Annotated in this window: 17 protein-coding genes, 1 tRNA gene and 1 pseudogene; 8 read left to right on the forward strand and 11 right to left on the reverse strand. The window is 67.8% G+C overall.

The window, feature by feature from the left end:
- Positions 1 to 161 precede the first annotated feature (161 nt).
- Positions 162 to 235 (forward strand) — tRNA-Met (locus tag ACAG26_RS26685).
- A 375-nt stretch (positions 236 to 610) separates the two neighbouring features.
- Complete coding sequence (locus ACAG26_RS26690) at positions 611 to 1822, forward strand: MFS transporter (RefSeq protein ID WP_370486097.1); 1212 nt, start codon at positions 611 to 613, stop codon at positions 1820 to 1822.
- Between the two features lie 73 nt (positions 1823 to 1895).
- Here ACAG26_RS26690 and ACAG26_RS26695 read toward each other — a convergent pair whose 3' ends face one another.
- Positions 1896 to 2426: a helix-turn-helix domain-containing protein gene (locus ACAG26_RS26695; RefSeq protein WP_370486098.1), complete on the reverse strand. Its 531-nt coding sequence runs from the start codon at positions 2424 to 2426 to the stop codon at positions 1896 to 1898.
- Positions 2427 to 2718: 292 nt separating this feature from the next.
- On the opposite strand from ACAG26_RS26695, the gene ACAG26_RS26700 reads away from it, so the two are divergent.
- On the forward strand, positions 2719 to 3246 hold the full coding sequence (locus tag ACAG26_RS26700; RefSeq protein ID WP_370486099.1) for an STM3941 family protein: 528 nt from the start codon (positions 2719 to 2721) through the stop codon (positions 3244 to 3246).
- Here the strand turns inward: ACAG26_RS26700 and ACAG26_RS26705 are convergent.
- Positions 3243 to 4217, reverse strand: coding sequence for an NADPH:quinone oxidoreductase family protein (locus tag ACAG26_RS26705; protein ID WP_370486100.1), 975 nt, complete (start codon positions 4215 to 4217; stop codon positions 3243 to 3245). The two genes, ACAG26_RS26700 and ACAG26_RS26705, sit on opposite strands and share 4 nt — an antisense overlap.
- A 96-nt stretch (positions 4218 to 4313) precedes the next feature.
- On the opposite strand from ACAG26_RS26705, the gene ACAG26_RS26710 reads away from it, so the two are divergent.
- Positions 4314 to 5276 carry an alpha/beta fold hydrolase gene (locus ACAG26_RS26710; protein WP_370486101.1) on the forward strand — a complete coding sequence of 321 codons (963 nt, stop codon included), beginning with the start codon at positions 4314 to 4316 and terminating at the stop codon, positions 5274 to 5276.
- Positions 5277 to 5333: 57 nt separating this feature from the next.
- Here ACAG26_RS26710 and ACAG26_RS26715 read toward each other — a convergent pair whose 3' ends face one another.
- Positions 5334 to 6449, reverse strand: coding sequence for a hypothetical protein (locus ACAG26_RS26715; protein WP_370486102.1), 1116 nt, complete (start codon positions 6447 to 6449; stop codon positions 5334 to 5336).
- Positions 6449 to 7582, reverse strand: coding sequence for a phosphotransferase family protein (locus ACAG26_RS26720; RefSeq protein WP_370486103.1), 1134 nt, complete (start codon positions 7580 to 7582; stop codon positions 6449 to 6451). The genes ACAG26_RS26715 and ACAG26_RS26720 overlap by 1 nt, the downstream gene beginning before the upstream one ends.
- Before the next feature lie 43 nt (positions 7583 to 7625).
- Between ACAG26_RS26720 and ACAG26_RS26725 the strand changes: the two genes are divergently transcribed.
- From ACAG26_RS26725 to ACAG26_RS26740, 4 genes and pseudogenes are all read left to right on the forward strand, one after another.
- Positions 7626 to 8228, forward strand: coding sequence for a TetR/AcrR family transcriptional regulator C-terminal ligand-binding domain-containing protein (locus ACAG26_RS26725; protein WP_370486104.1), 603 nt, complete (start codon positions 7626 to 7628; stop codon positions 8226 to 8228).
- A gap of 4 nt (positions 8229 to 8232) precedes the next feature.
- Positions 8233 to 8910 carry a PIG-L deacetylase family protein gene (locus ACAG26_RS26730; RefSeq protein ID WP_370486105.1) on the forward strand — a complete coding sequence of 226 codons (678 nt, stop codon included), beginning with the start codon at positions 8233 to 8235 and terminating at the stop codon, positions 8908 to 8910.
- Positions 8907 to 9785, forward strand: a complete 879-nt coding sequence (locus tag ACAG26_RS26735) for an SDR family NAD(P)-dependent oxidoreductase (RefSeq protein WP_370486106.1) — start codon at positions 8907 to 8909, stop codon at positions 9783 to 9785. Before ACAG26_RS26730 ends, ACAG26_RS26735 begins: the two co-directional genes overlap by 4 nt.
- A gap of 23 nt (positions 9786 to 9808) precedes the next feature.
- Positions 9809 to 9961 (forward strand): annotated as a pseudogene (locus ACAG26_RS26740) (tautomerase family protein); the annotation flags it as partial.
- A gap of 33 nt (positions 9962 to 9994) precedes the next feature.
- Here ACAG26_RS26740 and ACAG26_RS26745 read toward each other — a convergent pair.
- From ACAG26_RS26745 to nuoI, 7 genes are all read right to left on the reverse strand, one after another.
- On the reverse strand, positions 9995 to 10768 hold the full coding sequence (locus ACAG26_RS26745) for an enoyl-CoA hydratase (protein WP_370486107.1): 774 nt from the start codon (positions 10766 to 10768) through the stop codon (positions 9995 to 9997).
- Between the two features lie 173 nt (positions 10769 to 10941).
- Positions 10942 to 12528, reverse strand: coding sequence for an NADH-quinone oxidoreductase subunit NuoN (gene nuoN / locus ACAG26_RS26750; protein WP_370486108.1), 1587 nt, complete (start codon positions 12526 to 12528; stop codon positions 10942 to 10944).
- A complete protein-coding gene (locus ACAG26_RS26755) occupies positions 12525 to 14072 on the reverse strand; it encodes an NADH-quinone oxidoreductase subunit M (RefSeq protein WP_370486109.1) in 1548 nt (515 codons plus the stop codon). Before ACAG26_RS26755 ends, nuoN begins: the two co-directional genes overlap by 4 nt.
- Positions 14069 to 15949, reverse strand: a complete 1881-nt coding sequence (gene nuoL, locus ACAG26_RS26760; RefSeq protein WP_370486110.1) for an NADH-quinone oxidoreductase subunit L — start codon at positions 15947 to 15949, stop codon at positions 14069 to 14071. The genes ACAG26_RS26755 and nuoL overlap by 4 nt, the downstream gene beginning before the upstream one ends.
- A gap of 4 nt (positions 15950 to 15953) precedes the next feature.
- Positions 15954 to 16253, reverse strand: a complete 300-nt coding sequence (nuoK, locus tag ACAG26_RS26765; RefSeq protein ID WP_071029049.1) for an NADH-quinone oxidoreductase subunit NuoK — start codon at positions 16251 to 16253, stop codon at positions 15954 to 15956.
- Positions 16250 to 17041, reverse strand: coding sequence for an NADH-quinone oxidoreductase subunit J (locus ACAG26_RS26770; RefSeq protein ID WP_370486111.1), 792 nt, complete (start codon positions 17039 to 17041; stop codon positions 16250 to 16252). The genes nuoK and ACAG26_RS26770 overlap by 4 nt, the downstream gene beginning before the upstream one ends.
- Positions 17038 to 17610 carry an NADH-quinone oxidoreductase subunit NuoI gene (nuoI, locus tag ACAG26_RS26775; protein ID WP_370486131.1) on the reverse strand — a complete coding sequence of 191 codons (573 nt, stop codon included), beginning with the start codon at positions 17608 to 17610 and terminating at the stop codon, positions 17038 to 17040. The genes ACAG26_RS26770 and nuoI overlap by 4 nt, the downstream gene beginning before the upstream one ends.
- Positions 17611 to 17614: the final 4 nt, after the last annotated feature.

Below are 17614 nucleotides of genomic sequence, written 5' to 3' on the forward strand. Positions count from 1 at the left end.
CGTAGAGACGAGGACCGGGGCACAGCCCCCCAACCCCTTGACAAAAACCCCTTACGAAGGTGTCCCCGGTCGACACGCCGTGCGGTTTTCCGGATTTGCGCACCCTCGCGCCAGGCGATTTGGCGCTGCCGCAGGGTTTCGGTAACCTTGCAGTTACCCGTCGCGGGGTGGAGCAGCTCGGTAGCTCGCTGGGCTCATAACCCAGAGGTCGCAGGTTCGAATCCTGTCCCCGCTACTAACGAAGGTGGCCCTCGGAGGAGACTCCGGGGGCCACTTTCCATTGGGTGTGGTGAATGTTAAGCCGCGGCCGCTTCTATCGCTCGCACCCCGATCAGGCCCAGCCGGGGGTCGGCGCACACGCCTCTGGGCCGGCCATCGCGACGTCCCGCATGTTTGGCGCTAGCTTCCTCGGGTCGTTCGCGGCGTCGAACCGGGTGCACCATAGAACCCATGGAGCTTCGGCAACGTAACCACAGCGAGGGGCAGCTGCTTGCGGAGATCAGTCGCCGATGACCGACAACCGCGACAACTCGAGCCGGCCTGGCAGCGAAGACGAAGGTGCTCAGAACCGATGGGCCGGCGGTGCGGTCAACCCCATGGTGCCGACGCCGTGACGAAGGGGGAAGCGTTGATCGGGTGGCTGCGGTCGCCGGTGGTTTTGGTGACCGCGGGGGTCTTCATTCATTTCACATGCTGGAAGTTGATGACGCCCCTGCTGCCGTTGTGGGCCGGTCGTTTAGGGGCGACGCCACTGGTCGTGGGCGCGTTGTTCACCGGCTATGCGGCGGCCGACCTGGCGTGTAGCCCGGTGCTGGGGGCGTTGTCGGATCGGCTTGGCCGCAAGCCGGTCATCGTGGTCTCGCTGGCGCTGTCCGCAACGGCTTTTGCGATGACCGCGCTCGCCCAATCGCTGGTGATGCTGTTGGCCGCGCAGATCATCAGTGGGTTGGGCGCCCCCATCGTCAGCGTCGCCCAGGCGATGATCGCCGACCGGGTCGACCCTGGCCGGCTGGCGCGGGCAATGGCCTACTTCTTGGTCGCCATTGGTATCGCGAATGTCGTTGGGCCGGCGTTGGGCGCCGCGTTGTCGACGCTGGGCCCCACCGTACCGTTCTGGGTCGCTGCCGTGTTGGCCTCCGGCGCCATGGCCATGATGTGGGCGCTGTTGCCCGAGACCCGCCGATCAACCAGCACCGCAAGTACCGCGTCCCCCGCGGTGGGGTGGCGAGAGCTGTTGCAGTCCAAGTGGATACACCGGTTAGCCGTGACCGCGCTGATCTTCGGGTGTGTGATGGTCACCCTGGATACCGTGCTGGTGCTGTTTACCCATCGCACGCTGGGGTGGGCGGAAGCGCCCAACGGGTGGCTCTTCGCCTATCTCGGCGTCGTCGTGGTCGTCATGCAGTTCGGGGTGGTTGGGCGGTGTGTCACCCGATTCGGCGAGCAGCATGTGCTCCTTGGCGGACTGGCCGCGGCAGCGCTTGGGCTCGCAGTGCTCAGCATCGGCGCGACAGCCGCGCTTGTGGTCGGCGGGGTGGGTCTGGTCGGGGTCGGTATCGGGCTGATCGCTCCGCTGCTGCCGACGCTGTTCTGCTTCGCCACCACCGCGGAAAGCTATGGCGCCGCGTTGGGTTTCATGCAGGGAGTCATTGCTCTGGCTCGACTCATCAGCCCGCTGCTGGCCACCGCGGCGTTTACCTGGTCGATCGGATCACCCTTCATCATCGTCGCGCTGTTGTGCCTGCTGGGGATCTGCCTGCTGACCGTCGGGAAGATGCCAGCGATCGATGCCGGTGGCGCCGCGGGTGTGCAATCCCGGTGAAGCTGTCTCGCTGCAGACTCGGCCATAGCACCGAGGTGTCCAGCAGGGCAGCAAACATCGACGCCCGATGGTGTCAGTCCGGCTGCGATGGCTTGTTGCGGCGCGCCGCGACAGCACGGCGCGCTTCGCGTAGTTGTTTTCGGACCGTTTCCGGATCGTCATTGCTGTCGATGTCAGCGGTCGCCGCCAGCACATCGTATTGACGGTTGCGGCGTTGCTCCCGATAGGACAGCACGTCGTCCAGCAGGAGTCGGTGCCGGTTGCCAATTCGTTCGGCAGGAAGTGTGTGGTCATTGATGAGCCGGACGATGGTCGGGCGGCTCACGCCGAGAAGATCGGCTGCCTGCTGTGTGGTCAGCGTCATGGTGTGCGGCGCGATCGTCACCGCCTTGCCCGCATGCAGTGCCGCCACCACCTTCGTCAACGCATGATGGATTGTTTCGGGCAACTCGATGCGGTCACGCTCGTCGATCCCGACAAGTGCGTAACGCGCAGAAGCTGATGTGCCGTGACGCTCGCGAGCTGCCAGAAATCCGACCACCGGCGCGAGTGCCTCCGGGTTGTCGGGGAGAAATGTCGCGGTCTCGAGCGATTCAGTGCCCATGATGTACCAACTTATTACTCGAACGAAACGAAAGGGTTTTCGATACGTTCGAATAATACCTCGACCCCTAGCTCGGATCCAGCCACTTCGTCACGAAATCGCGTCCCACCTCCAGCTACTTCGATAACGAGGCCTCAGATCCAGCCCCCTTCTTTGTCAGACAGCGTCGGCGACGCCGCGGCTGGCGGAGCGTCCGGAGAAGGCAGTCGCGGCAGACGGTTTGCCTGACGTCCCCGGACACGAACCTGTAGCGTCAGCAACGAATTTCCGATGCGGCGCGAGGGAGAGGCGGATGCCGTTTGAGGCGCATCTGAGCCGGGTTCGGGTGGCATTGTTGCTGGCGGGCAGCTTGTTCTTTGCGCTGTTCGCGCTGTGGGTAGTCGGGGTGTTCGGCGGCGGGCCGCCATCGCCCCCGATCCACGTGAAAGCCGCGGCCTGGGCCGGAATCGTTTTCTGCGGTGTGGCCGGCTTCGTGTTCGCTCGACGGCTGTTCGAATCGGGTGTGATCGTTCGGGTCGATGACGCTGGTATCTACTGGCAGCGCTGGTCTGAACAAGTGATCCCGTGGAGTGCGATCACCCGTATCTCGGAGCGCAAGGTCAAGCGCTCACGCTTCGCGTGCCTGTTCTTGCACGATCGCGCCGCCTATCCATCGCGCGGGATCCTAGGCTACCTGAAAAGCCTCAGCACCCCCACGGGCTATGGGGATATCTCGGTGACCATGACCGAGACCGACCGGAGTTTCGATGACTTGATGGCCGCCATCGAACGTTTCGCGCCGGCAGAACTTCGCGGGGCCGACTCAGCGGACGGTGGTTAATCCCGCAGCCGCAGCACCACTTTGCCCTTGGCGGTGCGGTTCTCCAGCGCCGCGATCGCCTCGGCGGCCCGTTCCAGTGGGTAGACGTCGGGCTGCGGTGCCGGCACCGCCCCGGACGCTAACAGCGGCTGCAGGGCCGCCCACTGCTTTCCGAGATACCCGGGGTGCGCCATCGCCCACGCGCCCCAGCCAACGCCGACGACGTCGAGGTTGTTGAGCAGCAACCGGTTTACCTTCACCGTTGGGATGTCGCCGCCGGTGAAGCCCACCACCAGCAGCCGACCACCCGGGGCCAGCGACCGCAGCGAATCGGTGACCCGGTCACCGCCGACCGGGTCGAGCACGATGTCCACGCCGCGCCCGTCGGTCAACGCGGCCACCGCATCCTTGAACCCGTCGGCCAGCACCACATCGGTGGCGCCCGCCGCCCGGGCGATATCGGCTTTGTCCTCGGTGCTGACCACCGCGATCACCCGCGACGCACCGAGCGCGGACGCCAACCGCAGCGTCGAGGTGCCGATACCCCCGGCCGCACCGTGCACCAGCACCGTCTGGCCTTCAGTGAGCCGGCCCCGTTCGGCCAGCGCGAAGTGCACGGTGAGGTCGTTGAACAGCAGCCCGGCGCCGGCCTCGAACGACACGGTGTCCGGCAGCGGGAACACCTGCTCGGCGGGCAGCGCGATGACCTGGGCCATACCCCCGGTGAGCAGGGTCAGCGCCGCCACCCGATCCCCGGGCTGCACGTGCGCGTCCGCCGGGGCGCTGCGCACCACGCCGGCGGCTTCGGCGCCGGGCACAAACGGCAGCGGCGCTTTGTGCTGGTAGAGGCCACGGGACTGCAGCGCATCGGGAAACGCGACCCCGGCGGCGTGGACGTCGACGACGATCGCACCGGCGCCGTCCGGTTCATCGAGGTCAACCACCTCGACCGCGTCGGGACCGTCGAGCCGGGAAATCTGCACCGCACGCATCGCAACCCTTTCTCTAGCAATCTGTTGCCAGAAATCTAGCCCACCGGGTTTAGACTCGCCGGACGGCAACCGTCGCCGCAGGGGAGGGCAGCGGTCATGATTTCTCCACGGGCCAGGCGCCCCGACAGGTTTTCTGACGTGGTGCCGCCGAGCCGCACCATGGCGGTCCGCGCCGCGGACGGCACCGCCTTGCACACCGAGGTGTTCGGCCCGCCGGACGGCTACCCGATTGTGCTGGCGCACGGCATCGTGTGCGCGGTGCGGGTCTGGGCGTATCAGATCGCCGAGCTGGCCACCGACTACCGGGTGATCGCCTACGACCACCGCGGCCACGGGCGCAGCGGCGTCCCGCGCCGCGGCGGCTACAGCCTCAACCACCTCGCGTCGGATCTCGACGCCGTGCTGGAGGCCACCCTCAAACCGCATGAACGCGCCGTCATTGCCGGGCATTCGATGGGCGGCATCGCCATCAGCTCCTGGTCGCAGCGCTACCCGAACAAGGTCCGGCGCCGCGCCGACGCGGTGGCATTGATCAACACCACCACCGGCGACCTGCTGCGCGAGGTGGACCTGTTCCGGGTGCCGTCGCCGCTGGTGGAGACTCGGGTACGGGTGGCCCGCCGGATGCTGCTCACCTTCGGTGCCGCCCCGGTCGTCGGTCCCGCGGCACCGGCCATTCGGCAGTTCGTGACGATGATGGCGGTGGGCCGCCACGCCGATCCGGCGGTCGCCGCGTTGATCTACGAGCTGTTCGCCGCGACACCGGCGACCAGCCGCGGTAACTGGGCGCGGGTGCTGGTCAACGCGCTCGGGCCGCGCCATATCAGCCTGCGGGGTTTGACGGTGCCCACCCTGGTCATCGGCAGCACCGGGGACCGGCTGTTGCCGATCGCCGCGTCGCGCCGGATCGCCGCGGACGCACCGAATCTCACTAAATTCGTCGAACTTCCGGGCGGGCACTGCTCGATTCTGGAGCAGCCGCGCGCGGTCAACCGGGAGCTGCACGACCTCATCGAATCCGTCGCGGGCGCCGCCCACCGCCGCGACGTCGGCTCTTAGCGCCGCCGAGTGTGTCACGCCCGGGATCTGCGGGCATCAATCCCACACTCGGCGCCGTTAGCGCGCCATGGTGCCCCAGTCCGGGAACCCGGTCGGGTCGTGGCGGCCCAGCACGCCGTGTTCATACAGTCCCCAGCCCTCGACCGGGTCGCCGTGGCCGTCGCGGCACACCGCGCGGCCCACGTGGTCGATCATCCCGAAGCTGGTGCGGGCGACGATCGCGGGATCGGTCATGTCGTAGGTCAGCCGCTGGGTGAACTTTTCGCCCTTCCACATGCCGTGCAGCCAATCGGAGTCGCCGCCGTAGCCGCCACCGACGTGGATCGGCACCGGCAGTTTGGATTCCACCTCGAAGTGCACCGGGATACCGTCGGCACGGGTGGCTTCGATGGTGGCGCCGGTGGCGATTCGGGTGCCGGGCCGGTAGCGGGTGGACACCCGCGGCCAGCCGAGTTGTTCGACGCGACCGTCGCGCCAGATCCGGGTGCAGTCGTTGAGGGTGCGGAACCCGTTGGGCTCCTCCTGGATGATGATCACGACGGCGAAGTCGTCGAAGGCGATCGGCACATACAGCCACCACATGCCCTCGAACGGCGGGTCGGCGGGCCGTCCGGCCGGCTCGGCCTCGCCGACCGGCCGGATACCCCACGACCGGTCACGCGACCCGATCCACACCAACGGGTCGACGGTGATCTCCTCACCGTCGATCACGATCTTCCCGCTCCAGGCGCCCAGCTGAGCGAAGCGCTGGGCGTCCAGCGTCACCCGGTTGCCGGACCGCAGCAGGTGCGGCTGCTCCTGCACCACGTCGAACAGCCCCCGCCAGCGCAGGTCGACGGCAATGCCCTCGGTCTCCGCCAGGATCACCCGCAGGCTGCGCAGCGGTTCGATGACCTCGATGCGGTAGGCGCCCACATGCGGGTTGAGTCGGTCTTGGTCGATGGCGTCGGACAGGTGGACCGCGGTTTGAACATCGCCGCGCCGCACCAGCACGAAGGCGTCCTTGACGCCCAGGTTGGGGTAGTAGCCCATCCCGGTGATGACGAAGATGTCTCCGGTGCGGTCGTGGGCGTTGAGGTAAGAGCGGTCGTAGAAGTTGCGGTCGGAGGAGCCCGGCCAGGCGATGGGCTGCGGCAACTGGTGAACCGGGTATTCGTCGAGCGGTCCAAGCATCAGCAATCCTCTCCGATAAGCCGTTTGAGTAATCCCGCGTGGTAGAAGAGGGACTCCACGTCGTCGGGTTTGTCCACCTCGCCGAAGTGCACCCGGCGGGCCCCGGTCCGCATGAACACGCACGCCCACATCACGCCGGAGTACACGTAAAACCAGTGCAGATCCCCGAGTTCGGCGCCGGTCAGCTCCTGGTACGTGGTCCGCACGGTGTCTTCGGCCAACACATCGGGCAACCCGGGTAGCCCGGCCAGGCCGGCGAGCTCTTGAAACACCAGGTGGGCGAAGATCATCCACGCCACGTCGAGTTCGCGCGGCCCCAGCGTCACCATCTCCCAGTCCAACACCGCCACCGGCGCGAAGTCGCGGTACAGCACGTTGCCGATCCGGGCGTCGCCCCAGCACAGCACCGACTCGCCAGTGGCCACTTGGTGGGGCCAATGGGTTTCCAACCAGTCGAAGGTGCGTTCCAGCAGCGGGGAGCGACCGATATCGGGCACCGCGAAGTCGTACCAGCTCCGCACCCAGTTGAAGTGGCGGCGCAGCGCGGTATCCCCGGAGCGGCCTTCGTCTAAGAAGCCGAAGGTCTTGTCCGGGTGGGGCATCGCGTGCAGCACCGCCAGCGCCTCAATGGTGGAGTCTTGCAGTTCGCGTCGCCGCTCGGCGGGCGCGTCGGCGAACCAGTTGCCGCCGAAGGTGTAGGGCATCACGTCGGGCGGGACCACACCGTCGACGTGGTCCATCAAGAAGAACGGTTTGCCCAGGACGTCGCCGGTGGTCTCGATCCAGCGCACCCGCGGCACCGGAACATCGGTGAGTTCGCCGACCTGCCGCATGACCTCGAATTGGTGGTCGAGGCGATAGCTGGGGAATACCGGGATGTCCTCGGTGGTGGGCGCCACCCGCGCCACCCAGCGCTGCTCGACCGGGCCGCCGTCATCCCAGCGGCCGGTCAGAATGAGGGTTTCCGACGACATCCCGTTGGCGTCCACGCCGCTTTCGACGGTCACCTCCGGGGTGGCCCCGCCGGGCAGGACGGTGGACAGCCATTGCGACATCACGGCGGGTACGGCGGTGACGTCGCGGCTGGAGCGTTGGAGTCGGCTGACGTCCTCGACAGCCCGTTGATTGGCCACGTCTCTTCCTTCACCACGCAATTACGATACGATCGGTAGCGTTATGAAAGCAGACCCGTCCATCGTTGACAAGGCCCCAGCCGCCGGCCGGCCCCGCGATCCACGGATCGACGCGGCGATCCTGCAGGCGACGGCGGACCTGCTGGCGGAAATCGGCTATGCCAATCTGACCTTGGCCGCCGTCGCCGAACGGGCCGGGACGACGAAATCGGCGCTGTACCGGCGGTGGTCGAGCAAGGCCGAGCTGGTGCACGAGGCCGCGTTTCCCGTTGCGCCCACCGCGTTGGCCAGCCCGGCCGGTGATATCGAGGCGGATGTGCGGGCCATGATTGCGGCCGCCCGTGACGTATTCACCAGTCCGGTGGTGCGCGCGGCGTTGCCCGGGCTGGTCGCCGACATGACCGCGGATTCCGAGCTCAACGCCCGGGTGCTGGCACGGTTCGCCGGCCTGTTCGACGCGGTGCGGGTGCGGTTGCGCGAGGCGATCGCGCGCGGGCAAGCGCACCCGGAGGTGGACCCGGATCGGTTGGTCGAGGTGATCGGGGGAGCGACGCTATTGCGGCTGCTGCTGCGTCCCGACGAGGAACTCGACGATGCCTGGGTGGAGCAGACCACCGCCATCGTGGTGCGCGGTGTGATGGCATAGACCCATGACCGCACCGCAACCGTTCCCGACCGACTGGCGCAGCGCGCTGGTGTTGGTGCCGCATCCCGACGATCCGGAATACGGGATGGCCGCCGCCGTGGCGAAATGGACGACGGCGGGCAAGACGGTGCGTTACGCGCTGGCCTGCCGCGGCGAAGCCGGGATCGCGGGCATGCCGCCCGAGGAATGCGGGCCGATCCGAGACGCCGAGCAGCGGCGGGCGGCGGCGCTTGTCGGGGTGGCTGACGTCGATTTCTGGGATTTCCCGGACAGCAATATCCGCAACACCCCCGAACTGCGGGCCAAAATCGCGTCGGTCATCGACGAGACGAAACCCGATGTGGTGGTGACGATCTACGGCGGTGCGCAGTTCGCGCCGGGGATGCCGAATCAGCGCGATCACATCGAGTTCGCCGCCGCGGTCACCGCGGCCTACGACGCGCTCACCGACCCGCCGCGCTGGCTGTTTCAGGGCGGACCGCAGCCCACTCACGTCGAAACCGTGGACGGCTACATCGATGTCGCCGTCGCCGCGCTCGCCGCCCATCAGGACTACCTCTCGGTGCTCGACCCGCACACCCCGGTGGAGGAGCAGGCCCGCCGGGTCCTCGACATGACGACGCCGACGGTCGCCGGGGCGCGGGTGGCGGGATTCCTGCTGGAACGGAGCACCGCCCGATGACGGGGTCGTTCCAAGGACGGGCCGCGATCGTGACCGGGGCCAGCCGCGGGTTGGGCCGGGCGATCGCGCTGGCGTTGGCGGCCGAAGGCGCGGCGGTGGCGGTGGCCGCGCGCACCGAACAGGTGTGGGATGAGCGGCTGCCGGGCACCATCGGGGACACGGTGGCCGCCATCGAGGCCGCGGGTGGCCGGGCGGTCGCGGTTCGCGCGGACCTGCTGGACCGCGACGACGTCGCCGGGTTGGTGTCGCAGGCGCGGGAGGCGTTGCGCCCGATCACGATTCTGGTCAACAACGCCGCGTTCACCGCGCCCGGGCGCCCACCGGGGTCCAGCGCACCCGCCAAGCCCCGCGCCGCGACACCGGGCGCGGCGAAACCGGGCTGGCCGGGCCTGCTCGGGATTCCGCTGGGCGCCTACCGGCGGCATTTCGAGATCGCCGTGTTCGCCGCCTATGAGCTGATGCAATTGGTCTGCCCGGACATGATCGCCGCCGGCGGCGGCGCGATCATCAACGTCACCTCGATCGCAGCGCGGCGGCCCGGCGACGGCCCGTATCCCGACCGCAGCGGCGGCGTTTTGCCCGGCTACGGCGGCTCCAAGGCCGCGCTGGAGCACCTGACCCAATGCGCGGCCTACGACCTGCAGGACCACAACATCGCGGTCAACGCGCTGTCTCCGTCGAAACCGATACTCACCCCGGGGCTTTCCTACTATGCCCGCGAGTTCGACGAGGTGGCCGCGGCCGACGAGTTCGCGGCCGCCGCGGTGCGACTGGCGCAGGTGGACCCGAACGTCGTCACCGGCCGAGTGATCGGCCACCGCGAGGTGCTCGACGGCAGCTTCCGGCCCTACGGGTCCGGCGCCGCCGAAGCCTAAGCGCACCATTCTTGGGCGATAACCTGTACCGCGAAATCGTCAGTCGGCTCGCCGCGCTCGGCATCCCGCCAGATCACGTCACTATCCTGGTGCGCGAGAGCCAGACCGAGAACTGGGGAATTCGTGGCGGACAGGCCGCCTGCGATGTCGACCTGGGATTCGCTGTACAGGTTTGACCCCCGGACGGCCACTGTCCGCGCGTTCCGGAGTCAGTTGCGGCCGCCGTCGATCTGCTGGCGGTTACGGTTGGTGACCTCCCGAAATCGGTTGCCGAGATCGCTGGTGTCCGACGCCGCGCCGGCGATGCGCTGTTCGGCGGCCAGTGCCGGTTCGGTGATGGTGGCCGCGCCGCACGCGTAGATGTCCTTGAGGCCGGCCATAATCGGCGCGGGCACCTCGGCGATCTGGGTGGCCAGCTCCACGGCCCGCTCCACCAACCGCTCGTGCGGCACCACCTCGGTGACCAGCCCGATCCGCTCGGCGTGGTCGGCGTCGATCACCTCGCCGGTCATCGACAGCCGGCGCGCGGTCGCGGCGCCGACCAGCTGCGGCAGCCGGGCGGTCATTCCGCCGCCGGGCAGGATGCCGACCCGGGCGTGGGTGTCGGCGAACGCCGCGCGCGGCGAGGCGATCAGGAAGTCGCAGCCCAGCGCCATCTCCAGCCCGCCGGTGAAGGTGGGTCCGTTGATGGCCCCGATGATGGGTTTGCGCATTTTGGCGGTTTGGGTGATGCAGTTTTCGGTTTGGAACTGCTCGAAGTACGCCATCCCCAGCCGCTGCGCCTCCTTGAGGTCGACCCCGGCGCAAAACGCTGGATCGGCGCCGGTGAGCACCACCGCGCGCACCGCCGCGTCGGCGTCGGCCTCGACAAGTCCCGCATACAGCGCGCTGATCAGACCCGGATTCAACGCGTTTCGCGCCTCGGGACGATTCAAGGTGAGCACCCGGACTGGGCCAACATCGGTGGTCTCGACATACGCCATTAGCCGACGTTACCGCGGTCTCCAGCCGTAACCGGTCCGGGGTCGCCGTGGCAGTTCGCCGCTGGCCCGCCGGCGAGCACCCAACGTGCGGCTATGGCGGAGATTGGCCGAAAAACCCGCCCTCAGTGCACGTTCGGTGACGAGTCGCGGCGCTCGGCCGCCCGGATCGACGCCTAAAGCACGAATTGGGTTGCCGCGTCCACCAGATCCAGCAGCGGCTGCGGGGCGATGCCGAGCAGCACGGTGACCGCCGCGCACACCGCGATGGCGGCCTTGCTCAACACCCCGGGCACCGCAATGTGCGGGGTGTTCTCGGACCCGTCGGTGAAAAACATCAGCAGGATCACCCGCACGTAGAAGTAGGCGGCCACCCCGCTGGCGATCACGCCGACGATCACCAACGGCGCCGCGCCGCCTTCGGCCGCCGCCTTGAACACCGCGAACTTGCTGACGAAGCCGCTGGTCAACGGGATGCCAGCGAACGCCAGCAAAAACAGCGAAAACATCACGCCGACAATGGGGGAGCGTCGACCCAGCCCGGCCCAGTTACCCAAATCGGTGTCCTCGATGCCGTCGGCGCCGCGGACCAGGCCGACGATGGCGAAGGCGCCCACCGTCGAAAAGCTGTAGGCGATCAGGTAGAACAGCGTCGAGGACACCCCGGCGGGCAGGTCGGCGATCACCCCGGTGAGCACGAAACCGACGTGGGACACCGAGGAATACGCCAGCATCCGTTTGACGTCGGTCTGGTTCACCGCGGCGATCGTCGCGATCACCATGGTCAGGATCGAGATCATCCACAGCACCGGCCGCCACTGGTCATGCAGCGCCGGCAGCGCCACGTAGACCACCCGCAGCAGCGCCCCGAACGCCGCGACTTTGGTCGCGGCGGCCATGAATCCGGTGACCGGTGTCGGTGCGCCCACGTAGACGTCGGGGATCCAGGAGTGGAACGGCACCGCGCCGACCTTGAACAGCAGACCTACCGTCAGCAACGCGACCCCGGCCAATGCCATGGTGTCGCCGGGCCGGGTCCCCAGCACCGCACCGATCCCGGGGATGGACAGGGTGCCGGTGGCGCCGTACAGCAGCGCCGCCCCGTACAGGAAGAACGCCGAGGAGAACGCCCCGAGCAGAAAGTATTTCATCGCCGCTTCCTGCGACAGCAGCCGGCGATACCGGGCCAGCCCGCACAGCAGATACAGCGGCAGCGACAGCACTTCCAACGCGATGAACATCGTCAGCAGGTCGTTGGCGGCCGGGAACACCAGCATGCCGCCGACGGCCAGCATGGTCAGCGGGAACACCTCGGTCTGCATCACCCCGGCGCGGGTGGCCTGCTGCTCGGCGATGCTGTCGGGAATCGCGGAGCCCTGCGGGGTGAACGAATCCAAACCGCGGTCGGCGGTGACCAAGGTGGCGGCGCCGGGACCGACCGCCACCGTGGGGGCGATGGCACGCTCGGCGATGAAGACCACCGCCATCATCGCCACCAGCAGCACGGTGCCCTGCAACACCACCGCGGGCCGGTCGACGGCCACCGCGCCCACCACCGCGGTCTGACCGGTGGCCGGGATCGCGTCGGCCACCACCACGAGCGAGACAAGCGCGGCCAGCAGCCCGGCCAGCGCCAGCCCGACCTGGGCGCCGTAACGCCACCGGCGCGGCAGGAACGCCTCGACCAGCAGGCCGATCACCGCCGCGCCGAACACGATCAGCAGCGGCGCCAGCACCGTGTATTCGACGGTGGGCGCGCTCATCGGGCCGGTCCTTGTGCACTGTGCGGCACCGGATCCTGTTGGCCGATGGTGGTCATGGTGTGCCCGACCGCGGGGTTGATGATGTCCAGTACCGGCTTGGGGTAGAAGCCCAGCACCAGCAGCAGCACGATCAGCGGTGCCACCACGACGACTTCGCGGGGAACGAGGTCGCGGATGCGTTGGTTATCGCCGGTGACCGGTCCGGTCATCACCCGCTGGTAGAGCCAGAGCATGTAGATCGACGACAGCACCAGCGCGGTGGCGCCGAACGCCGCCGCCAGCCAGTACCGGTTGAAGGTGCCTAGCAGCACCAGGAATTCGCTGATGAACGGCGCCAGCCCGGGCAGCGACAGGGTGGCCATCGCCGCCACCAAGAAGGTGCCGGCCAGCACCGGCGCCGCCTTCTGCACCCCGCCGTAGTCGGCGATGGCGCGGGTGCCGCGCCGGGAAATGAGGAACCCGGCGATCAAGAACACCGCCGCGGTGGACAGTCCGTGATTGACCATGTACAGCGCCGAACCGCTTTGGCCCTGGCTGGTCATCACGAAGATCCCCAGGATGATGAACCCGAAATGCGAGATCGAGGTGTAGGCGATCAGCCGCATGATGTCGGTCTGCCCGATCGCCACCAGCGCGCCGTAGACCACGCCGATGACGGCCAGCACGACGATCGCGGGCCGGAAATACGTGGAGGCCTCGGGGAACAATTGCAGGCAGTAGCGCAGCATCCCGAACGTGCCGACCTTGTCCATCACCGCCATCATCAGCACCGCGCTAGCCGGGGTGGCCTCCACCGCCGCGTCGGGCAGCCAGCGGTGCAGCGGCCACAGCGGGGCTTTGATCGCGAACGCGAACATGAAACCGAGGAACAAGGCTTTGAGCACACCGGGATCGACCGCGGAGCCGGGTCCGAACGCGGCGACCACCTCGCGGAAATCGAAGGTGCCGGTCCCGTGTTGCGCGGTCACCACGTACACCCCGATCACCGCGGCCAGCATGATCAGCCCGCCGAACAGGTTGTAGAGCAAGAACTTCAGTGCGGCGCGTGACCGGCCCGCACCGGTGCCGAAGCCGCCGATCAGGAAGTACATCGGGATCAGCATGGCCTCGAAGAACACGTAGAACAGCAGGATGTCCAGGGAGACCAGCGAGATCAGCACCATGGACTCGACGGTCAGGGTCAGCGCGACGTAGGCGTGCACCCCGCGGCTGCGGTCACCGCCGTCGGTCCAACCCGCCAGAATCAGCAGCGGCACCAGCACCGCGGTCAGCAGCACCAAGACCACCGCAATGCCGTCCACCCCGAGGGTGTAGCCGGCGCCGAATGTCGGTATCCAGGAATGCGATTCCACAAATTGGTAGGGCTGGCCGGTGGCCGTGCTGTCGTAGCCGACGGTGATGACGACCGCCACCGCCAACACCGCCAGGCTCACCAGCAGCCCGGCCCACTTGGCTAACCGCGGCAGCGCGGCGGGCAGCAAGATCACCAGCACTGCACCGGCGATGGGCACCAGCCACAGCACGCTCAGCCACGGGATCGTCACAGCTGCACCGCCAGGATCACCGCGACCAGCAGCGCCGCGCCCACCAGCATGGTCAGCGCGTAGCTGCGGGCAAAGCCGGTTTGCAGGCCGCGCAGCCACTGCGACGTTCGTCGCACCAAGGCGGCCAGGGCGTTGACCGAACCGTCGACCCCGCGGTCGTCGACATCCACCAGCGCGCGGGCCAGTTGGTCACCGGGGCGCATGAACACCTCCTCGTTGAAGGCATCGCCGTACAGGTCGCTGCGCGCCGCCACGGTCAGCGCGGACACCTCGGTGGGTGCCGTCGCCGGGACCGGGCGTCTGCCGTACATCGCGTAGGCGATCGCGGCGCCGGCCAGCACCACCACCAAGGTGATGGCGCTGCTGACCCACACCGGCACGGCATGGGTGGCCTCGTGGCCGCCGACCACCGGCTCCAGCCAATGCCGCAGGGTCCCGCCGATCGCCAGCAAGCCCCCGGAGAACACCGCGCCGACCGCCAGCAGGATCATCGGCCAGGTCATCACCCGCGGCGCCTCGTGCGGATGCGCGTCGTCGGCCCAGCGCTTTTCGCCGAAGAACGTCATCAGCATCACCCGGGTCATGTAAAACGCGGTGATCCCGGCGCCCAGCATCGCCGCCGCCCCCAGCACCGCCCCGCGCCAGCCGCCGGCGCCCAACGCGGCCTCGATGATGGCGTCCTTGGAGTAGAAGCCGGCGAACGGCCAAATCCCGATGATCGCCAGGTAACACACCCCGAAGGTGACGAACGTGACCGGCAACATGGTGCGCAGACCGCCGTAGCGACGCATGTCTTGTTCGTCGTCCATGGCGTGGATGACCGCGCCGGACCCCAGGAACAGGCCGGCCTTGAAGAAGCCGTGGGTGAGCAGGTGCAGGATCGCGAACGCGTAGCCGGCCGCGCCCAGCCCGGCCGCCAACACCATGTAGCCGATCTGGCTGATCGTGGAGGCCGCCAGCGCGCGTTTGATGTCGTCTTTCGCGCAGCCGACGATCGCCCCGAACAGCAGGGTGACCGCACCGACCAGCACCACGGCCAGCCGGGCGTCGGCGGACAGGTCATACAGCGGGCCCGACCGCACGATCAGGTACACCCCGGCGGTGACCATGGTGGCGGCGTGGATCAGCGCCGACACCGGGGTGGGGCCCTCCATCGCGTCGAACAACCAGGCCTGGATCGGCACTTGGGCCGATTTCGCGCAGGCGCCCACCAACAGCAGCAGCCCGATCAGGGTCAGCATGCCGCGTGAGGCAGTCGGCGCGGCGGCGAACACGCCGTCGAACTGCAGCGTGCCGAAGCTGGCGAACATGGCGAACATGGCCAGCGCCAGCCCGACGTCGCCGACCCGGTTGGACACGAACGCCTTCTTGCCGGCGGTGGCCGCCGAGGGCCGCTGGTACCAGAACCCGATCAACAGGTAGGACGCCAGGCCCACCCCTTCCCACCCGACGTAGAGGCCCAGGTAGTTGTCGGCGACCACCAGCAGCAGCATGGCCGCGACGAACAGGTTGAGGTAGGCGAAAAACCGTCTGCGGTCGGGGTCCTCGGCCATGTAGCCGATCGAGTAGATGTGGATCAGCGACCCGACACCGGTGATCAACAGCACGAAGCAGATCGACAGTTGATCGATCTGCACCCCGAAGTCGATCTGCAGTCCCGCGACCGGCACCCAGTTGAACAGGTTCGGGTGAACGCTGCGCTGGGCTTCGGATCGGTGCAGCAGGTCGGCCAGCAGCGCCAGACCCGCCGCGAACGATGCCAGCACGGTGGCGCAGCCCAACAGGTGACCCCACCGGTCGGTGCGCCGGCCACCGACGAGCAGAGCCAACGCGCCCGACGCGGGTAGCGCCACCAGCAGCCAGCTCAGATGTGTCACGCGGTTAGCCTTTGAGGAGGTTGACGTCGTCGACCGAGGCCGACCGGCGGGCACGGAAGATGGTCATGATGATGGCCAGCCCGACCACCACCTCGCAGGCCGCGACCACCATGGTGAAAAACGCCACCATCTGGCCGTCGAGGTGCCCATGCATGCGGGCGAAGGTGACGAACGCCAGGTTCACCGCGTTCAGCATCAGCTCGATGCACATGAACATCACAATCGCGTTGCGGCGCAGCAGCACACCGGCGGCACCGATGGTGAACAACAGCACCGACAGATACAGGTAATTCGCGGGGTTCACGAGCGCGACTCCTCCTCATCGGTTCGCTTCGCATCGTCGTTTGCGCCGACGGTGCGATGTCGCAGCACCTGCGGCACCGACAGTTTCGAGGAGGAACCGTCGGGCAACCGGGCGGCGATATCCACTGCGTTATGCCGGGCGTAGATGCCGGGGCTGGGCAGTGGGGTGGGGTAGCGGCCGTGCTGGAAGCGCTCGATGGACAGCTGGCGCTGGGTTTTGCGCGCGGCGAACCGTTCGCGGTGCGCCAGTACCATCGCCGCGACCGCCGCGGTGATCAGCAGTGCGCTGGTCAACTCGAAGGCCCACAGATAACGGGAGAAGATCAGCGCCGCCAACCCTTCGACGTTGCCGCCGGCGTTGGCGGCCGCCAAGCCGGTGAAATCCATGCTGACACCGCCGATCCCGGCGATCAGCAGGACCCCAAACCCGACGCCGGCCAGCACGGCGGCGGCGCGCTGCCCGCGCAGTGTTTCGGTCAGCGACTCCGCCGAATCAACCCCGATCAGCATCATCACGAACAGGAACAGCATCATCACCGCACCGGTGTAGACCACGATCTGCACCACGCCGAGGAACATCGCGTCCTGGACGAAATAGAACACCGCCAGGATCAGCATGGTCATCGCCAAAAACATCGCGGAATACATGGCTTTGGCGGCCATTACCACCCCCAGCGCACCGATCACCGCCACCGCGCCCAAAATCCAGAACGTCACCGCCTCACCGGTGGAGGTGTGGGTCAGGGCGTCGGTGGTCGGGTTGGCGGCCACCAGTGCGTAGGAGGTCATGGGGTCTCGCTGGTGGTCTGCTCGGCGAGCAAGTCGCGGATATCGGGCGTGTCGCGCAGCCCCTCGGCGGTGATATTGCCGAGGTAATAGTCGAAGTGGGTGGACCCGGGTGCCATCGGGTGCGGCGGCGCGGTCATGCCCGGTTGCAGCGGCGCCAGCAGCCGCTCCCGGTCATAGATGAGGTCGGCGCGGTTGTCATCGGCCATCTCGTAGTTGTTGGTCATGGTCAACGCACGGGTGGGGCAGGCCTCGATGCAGAACCCGCAGCCGATGCAGCGCAGGTAGTTGATCTGGTAGACGCGGCCGTAACGCTCGCCCGGGGAGAACCGTTCCTCGTCGGTGTTGTCGGCGCCCTCGACGTAGATCGCGTCGGCCGGGCAGGCCCAGGCGCACAATTCGCAGCCGATGCATTTTTCCAACCCGTCCGGGTAGCGGTTGAGTTGGTGACGGCCGTGCCAGCGCGCCGCCACCGGACCCGGCTTTTCCGGGTACTCCTCGGTGATCGGCCGTTTGAACATGGCGGCGAACGTGACACCGAATCCGGCGACGGCGTCCAGTGACTTGCGGATGAAA

The sequence above is a fragment of the Mycobacterium sp. pUA109 genome (assembly GCF_041287095.1).
Classification (GTDB): Bacteria; Actinomycetota; Actinomycetes; order Mycobacteriales; family Mycobacteriaceae; genus Mycobacterium.

What these genes read in the sequence shown, in the direction of transcription:
- ACAG26_RS26695 (WP_370486098.1), bottom strand. Translation starts at nt 2,426, where the DNA reads ATGGGCACTGAATCGCTCGAGACCGCGACATTTCTCCCCGACAACCCG.
- ACAG26_RS26700 (WP_370486099.1), top strand. Translation starts at nt 2,719, where the DNA reads ATGCCGTTTGAGGCGCATCTGAGCCGGGTTCGGGTGGCATTGTTGCTG.
- ACAG26_RS26705 (WP_370486100.1), bottom strand. Translation starts at nt 4,217, where the DNA reads ATGCGTGCGGTGCAGATTTCCCGGCTCGACGGTCCCGACGCGGTCGAG.
- ACAG26_RS26710 (WP_370486101.1), top strand. Translation starts at nt 4,314, where the DNA reads ATGATTTCTCCACGGGCCAGGCGCCCCGACAGGTTTTCTGACGTGGTG.
- ACAG26_RS26715 (WP_370486102.1), bottom strand. Translation starts at nt 6,449, where the DNA reads ATGCTTGGACCGCTCGACGAATACCCGGTTCACCAGTTGCCGCAGCCC.
- ACAG26_RS26725 (WP_370486104.1), top strand. Translation starts at nt 7,626, where the DNA reads ATGAAAGCAGACCCGTCCATCGTTGACAAGGCCCCAGCCGCCGGCCGG.
- ACAG26_RS26730 (WP_370486105.1), top strand. Translation starts at nt 8,233, where the DNA reads ATGACCGCACCGCAACCGTTCCCGACCGACTGGCGCAGCGCGCTGGTG.
- ACAG26_RS26735 (WP_370486106.1), top strand. Translation starts at nt 8,907, where the DNA reads ATGACGGGGTCGTTCCAAGGACGGGCCGCGATCGTGACCGGGGCCAGC.
- ACAG26_RS26745 (WP_370486107.1), bottom strand. Translation starts at nt 10,768, where the DNA reads ATGGCGTATGTCGAGACCACCGATGTTGGCCCAGTCCGGGTGCTCACC.
- nuoN (WP_370486108.1), bottom strand. Translation starts at nt 12,528, where the DNA reads ATGAGCGCGCCCACCGTCGAATACACGGTGCTGGCGCCGCTGCTGATC.
- ACAG26_RS26770 (WP_370486111.1), bottom strand. Translation starts at nt 17,041, where the DNA reads ATGACCTCCTACGCACTGGTGGCCGCCAACCCGACCACCGACGCCCTG.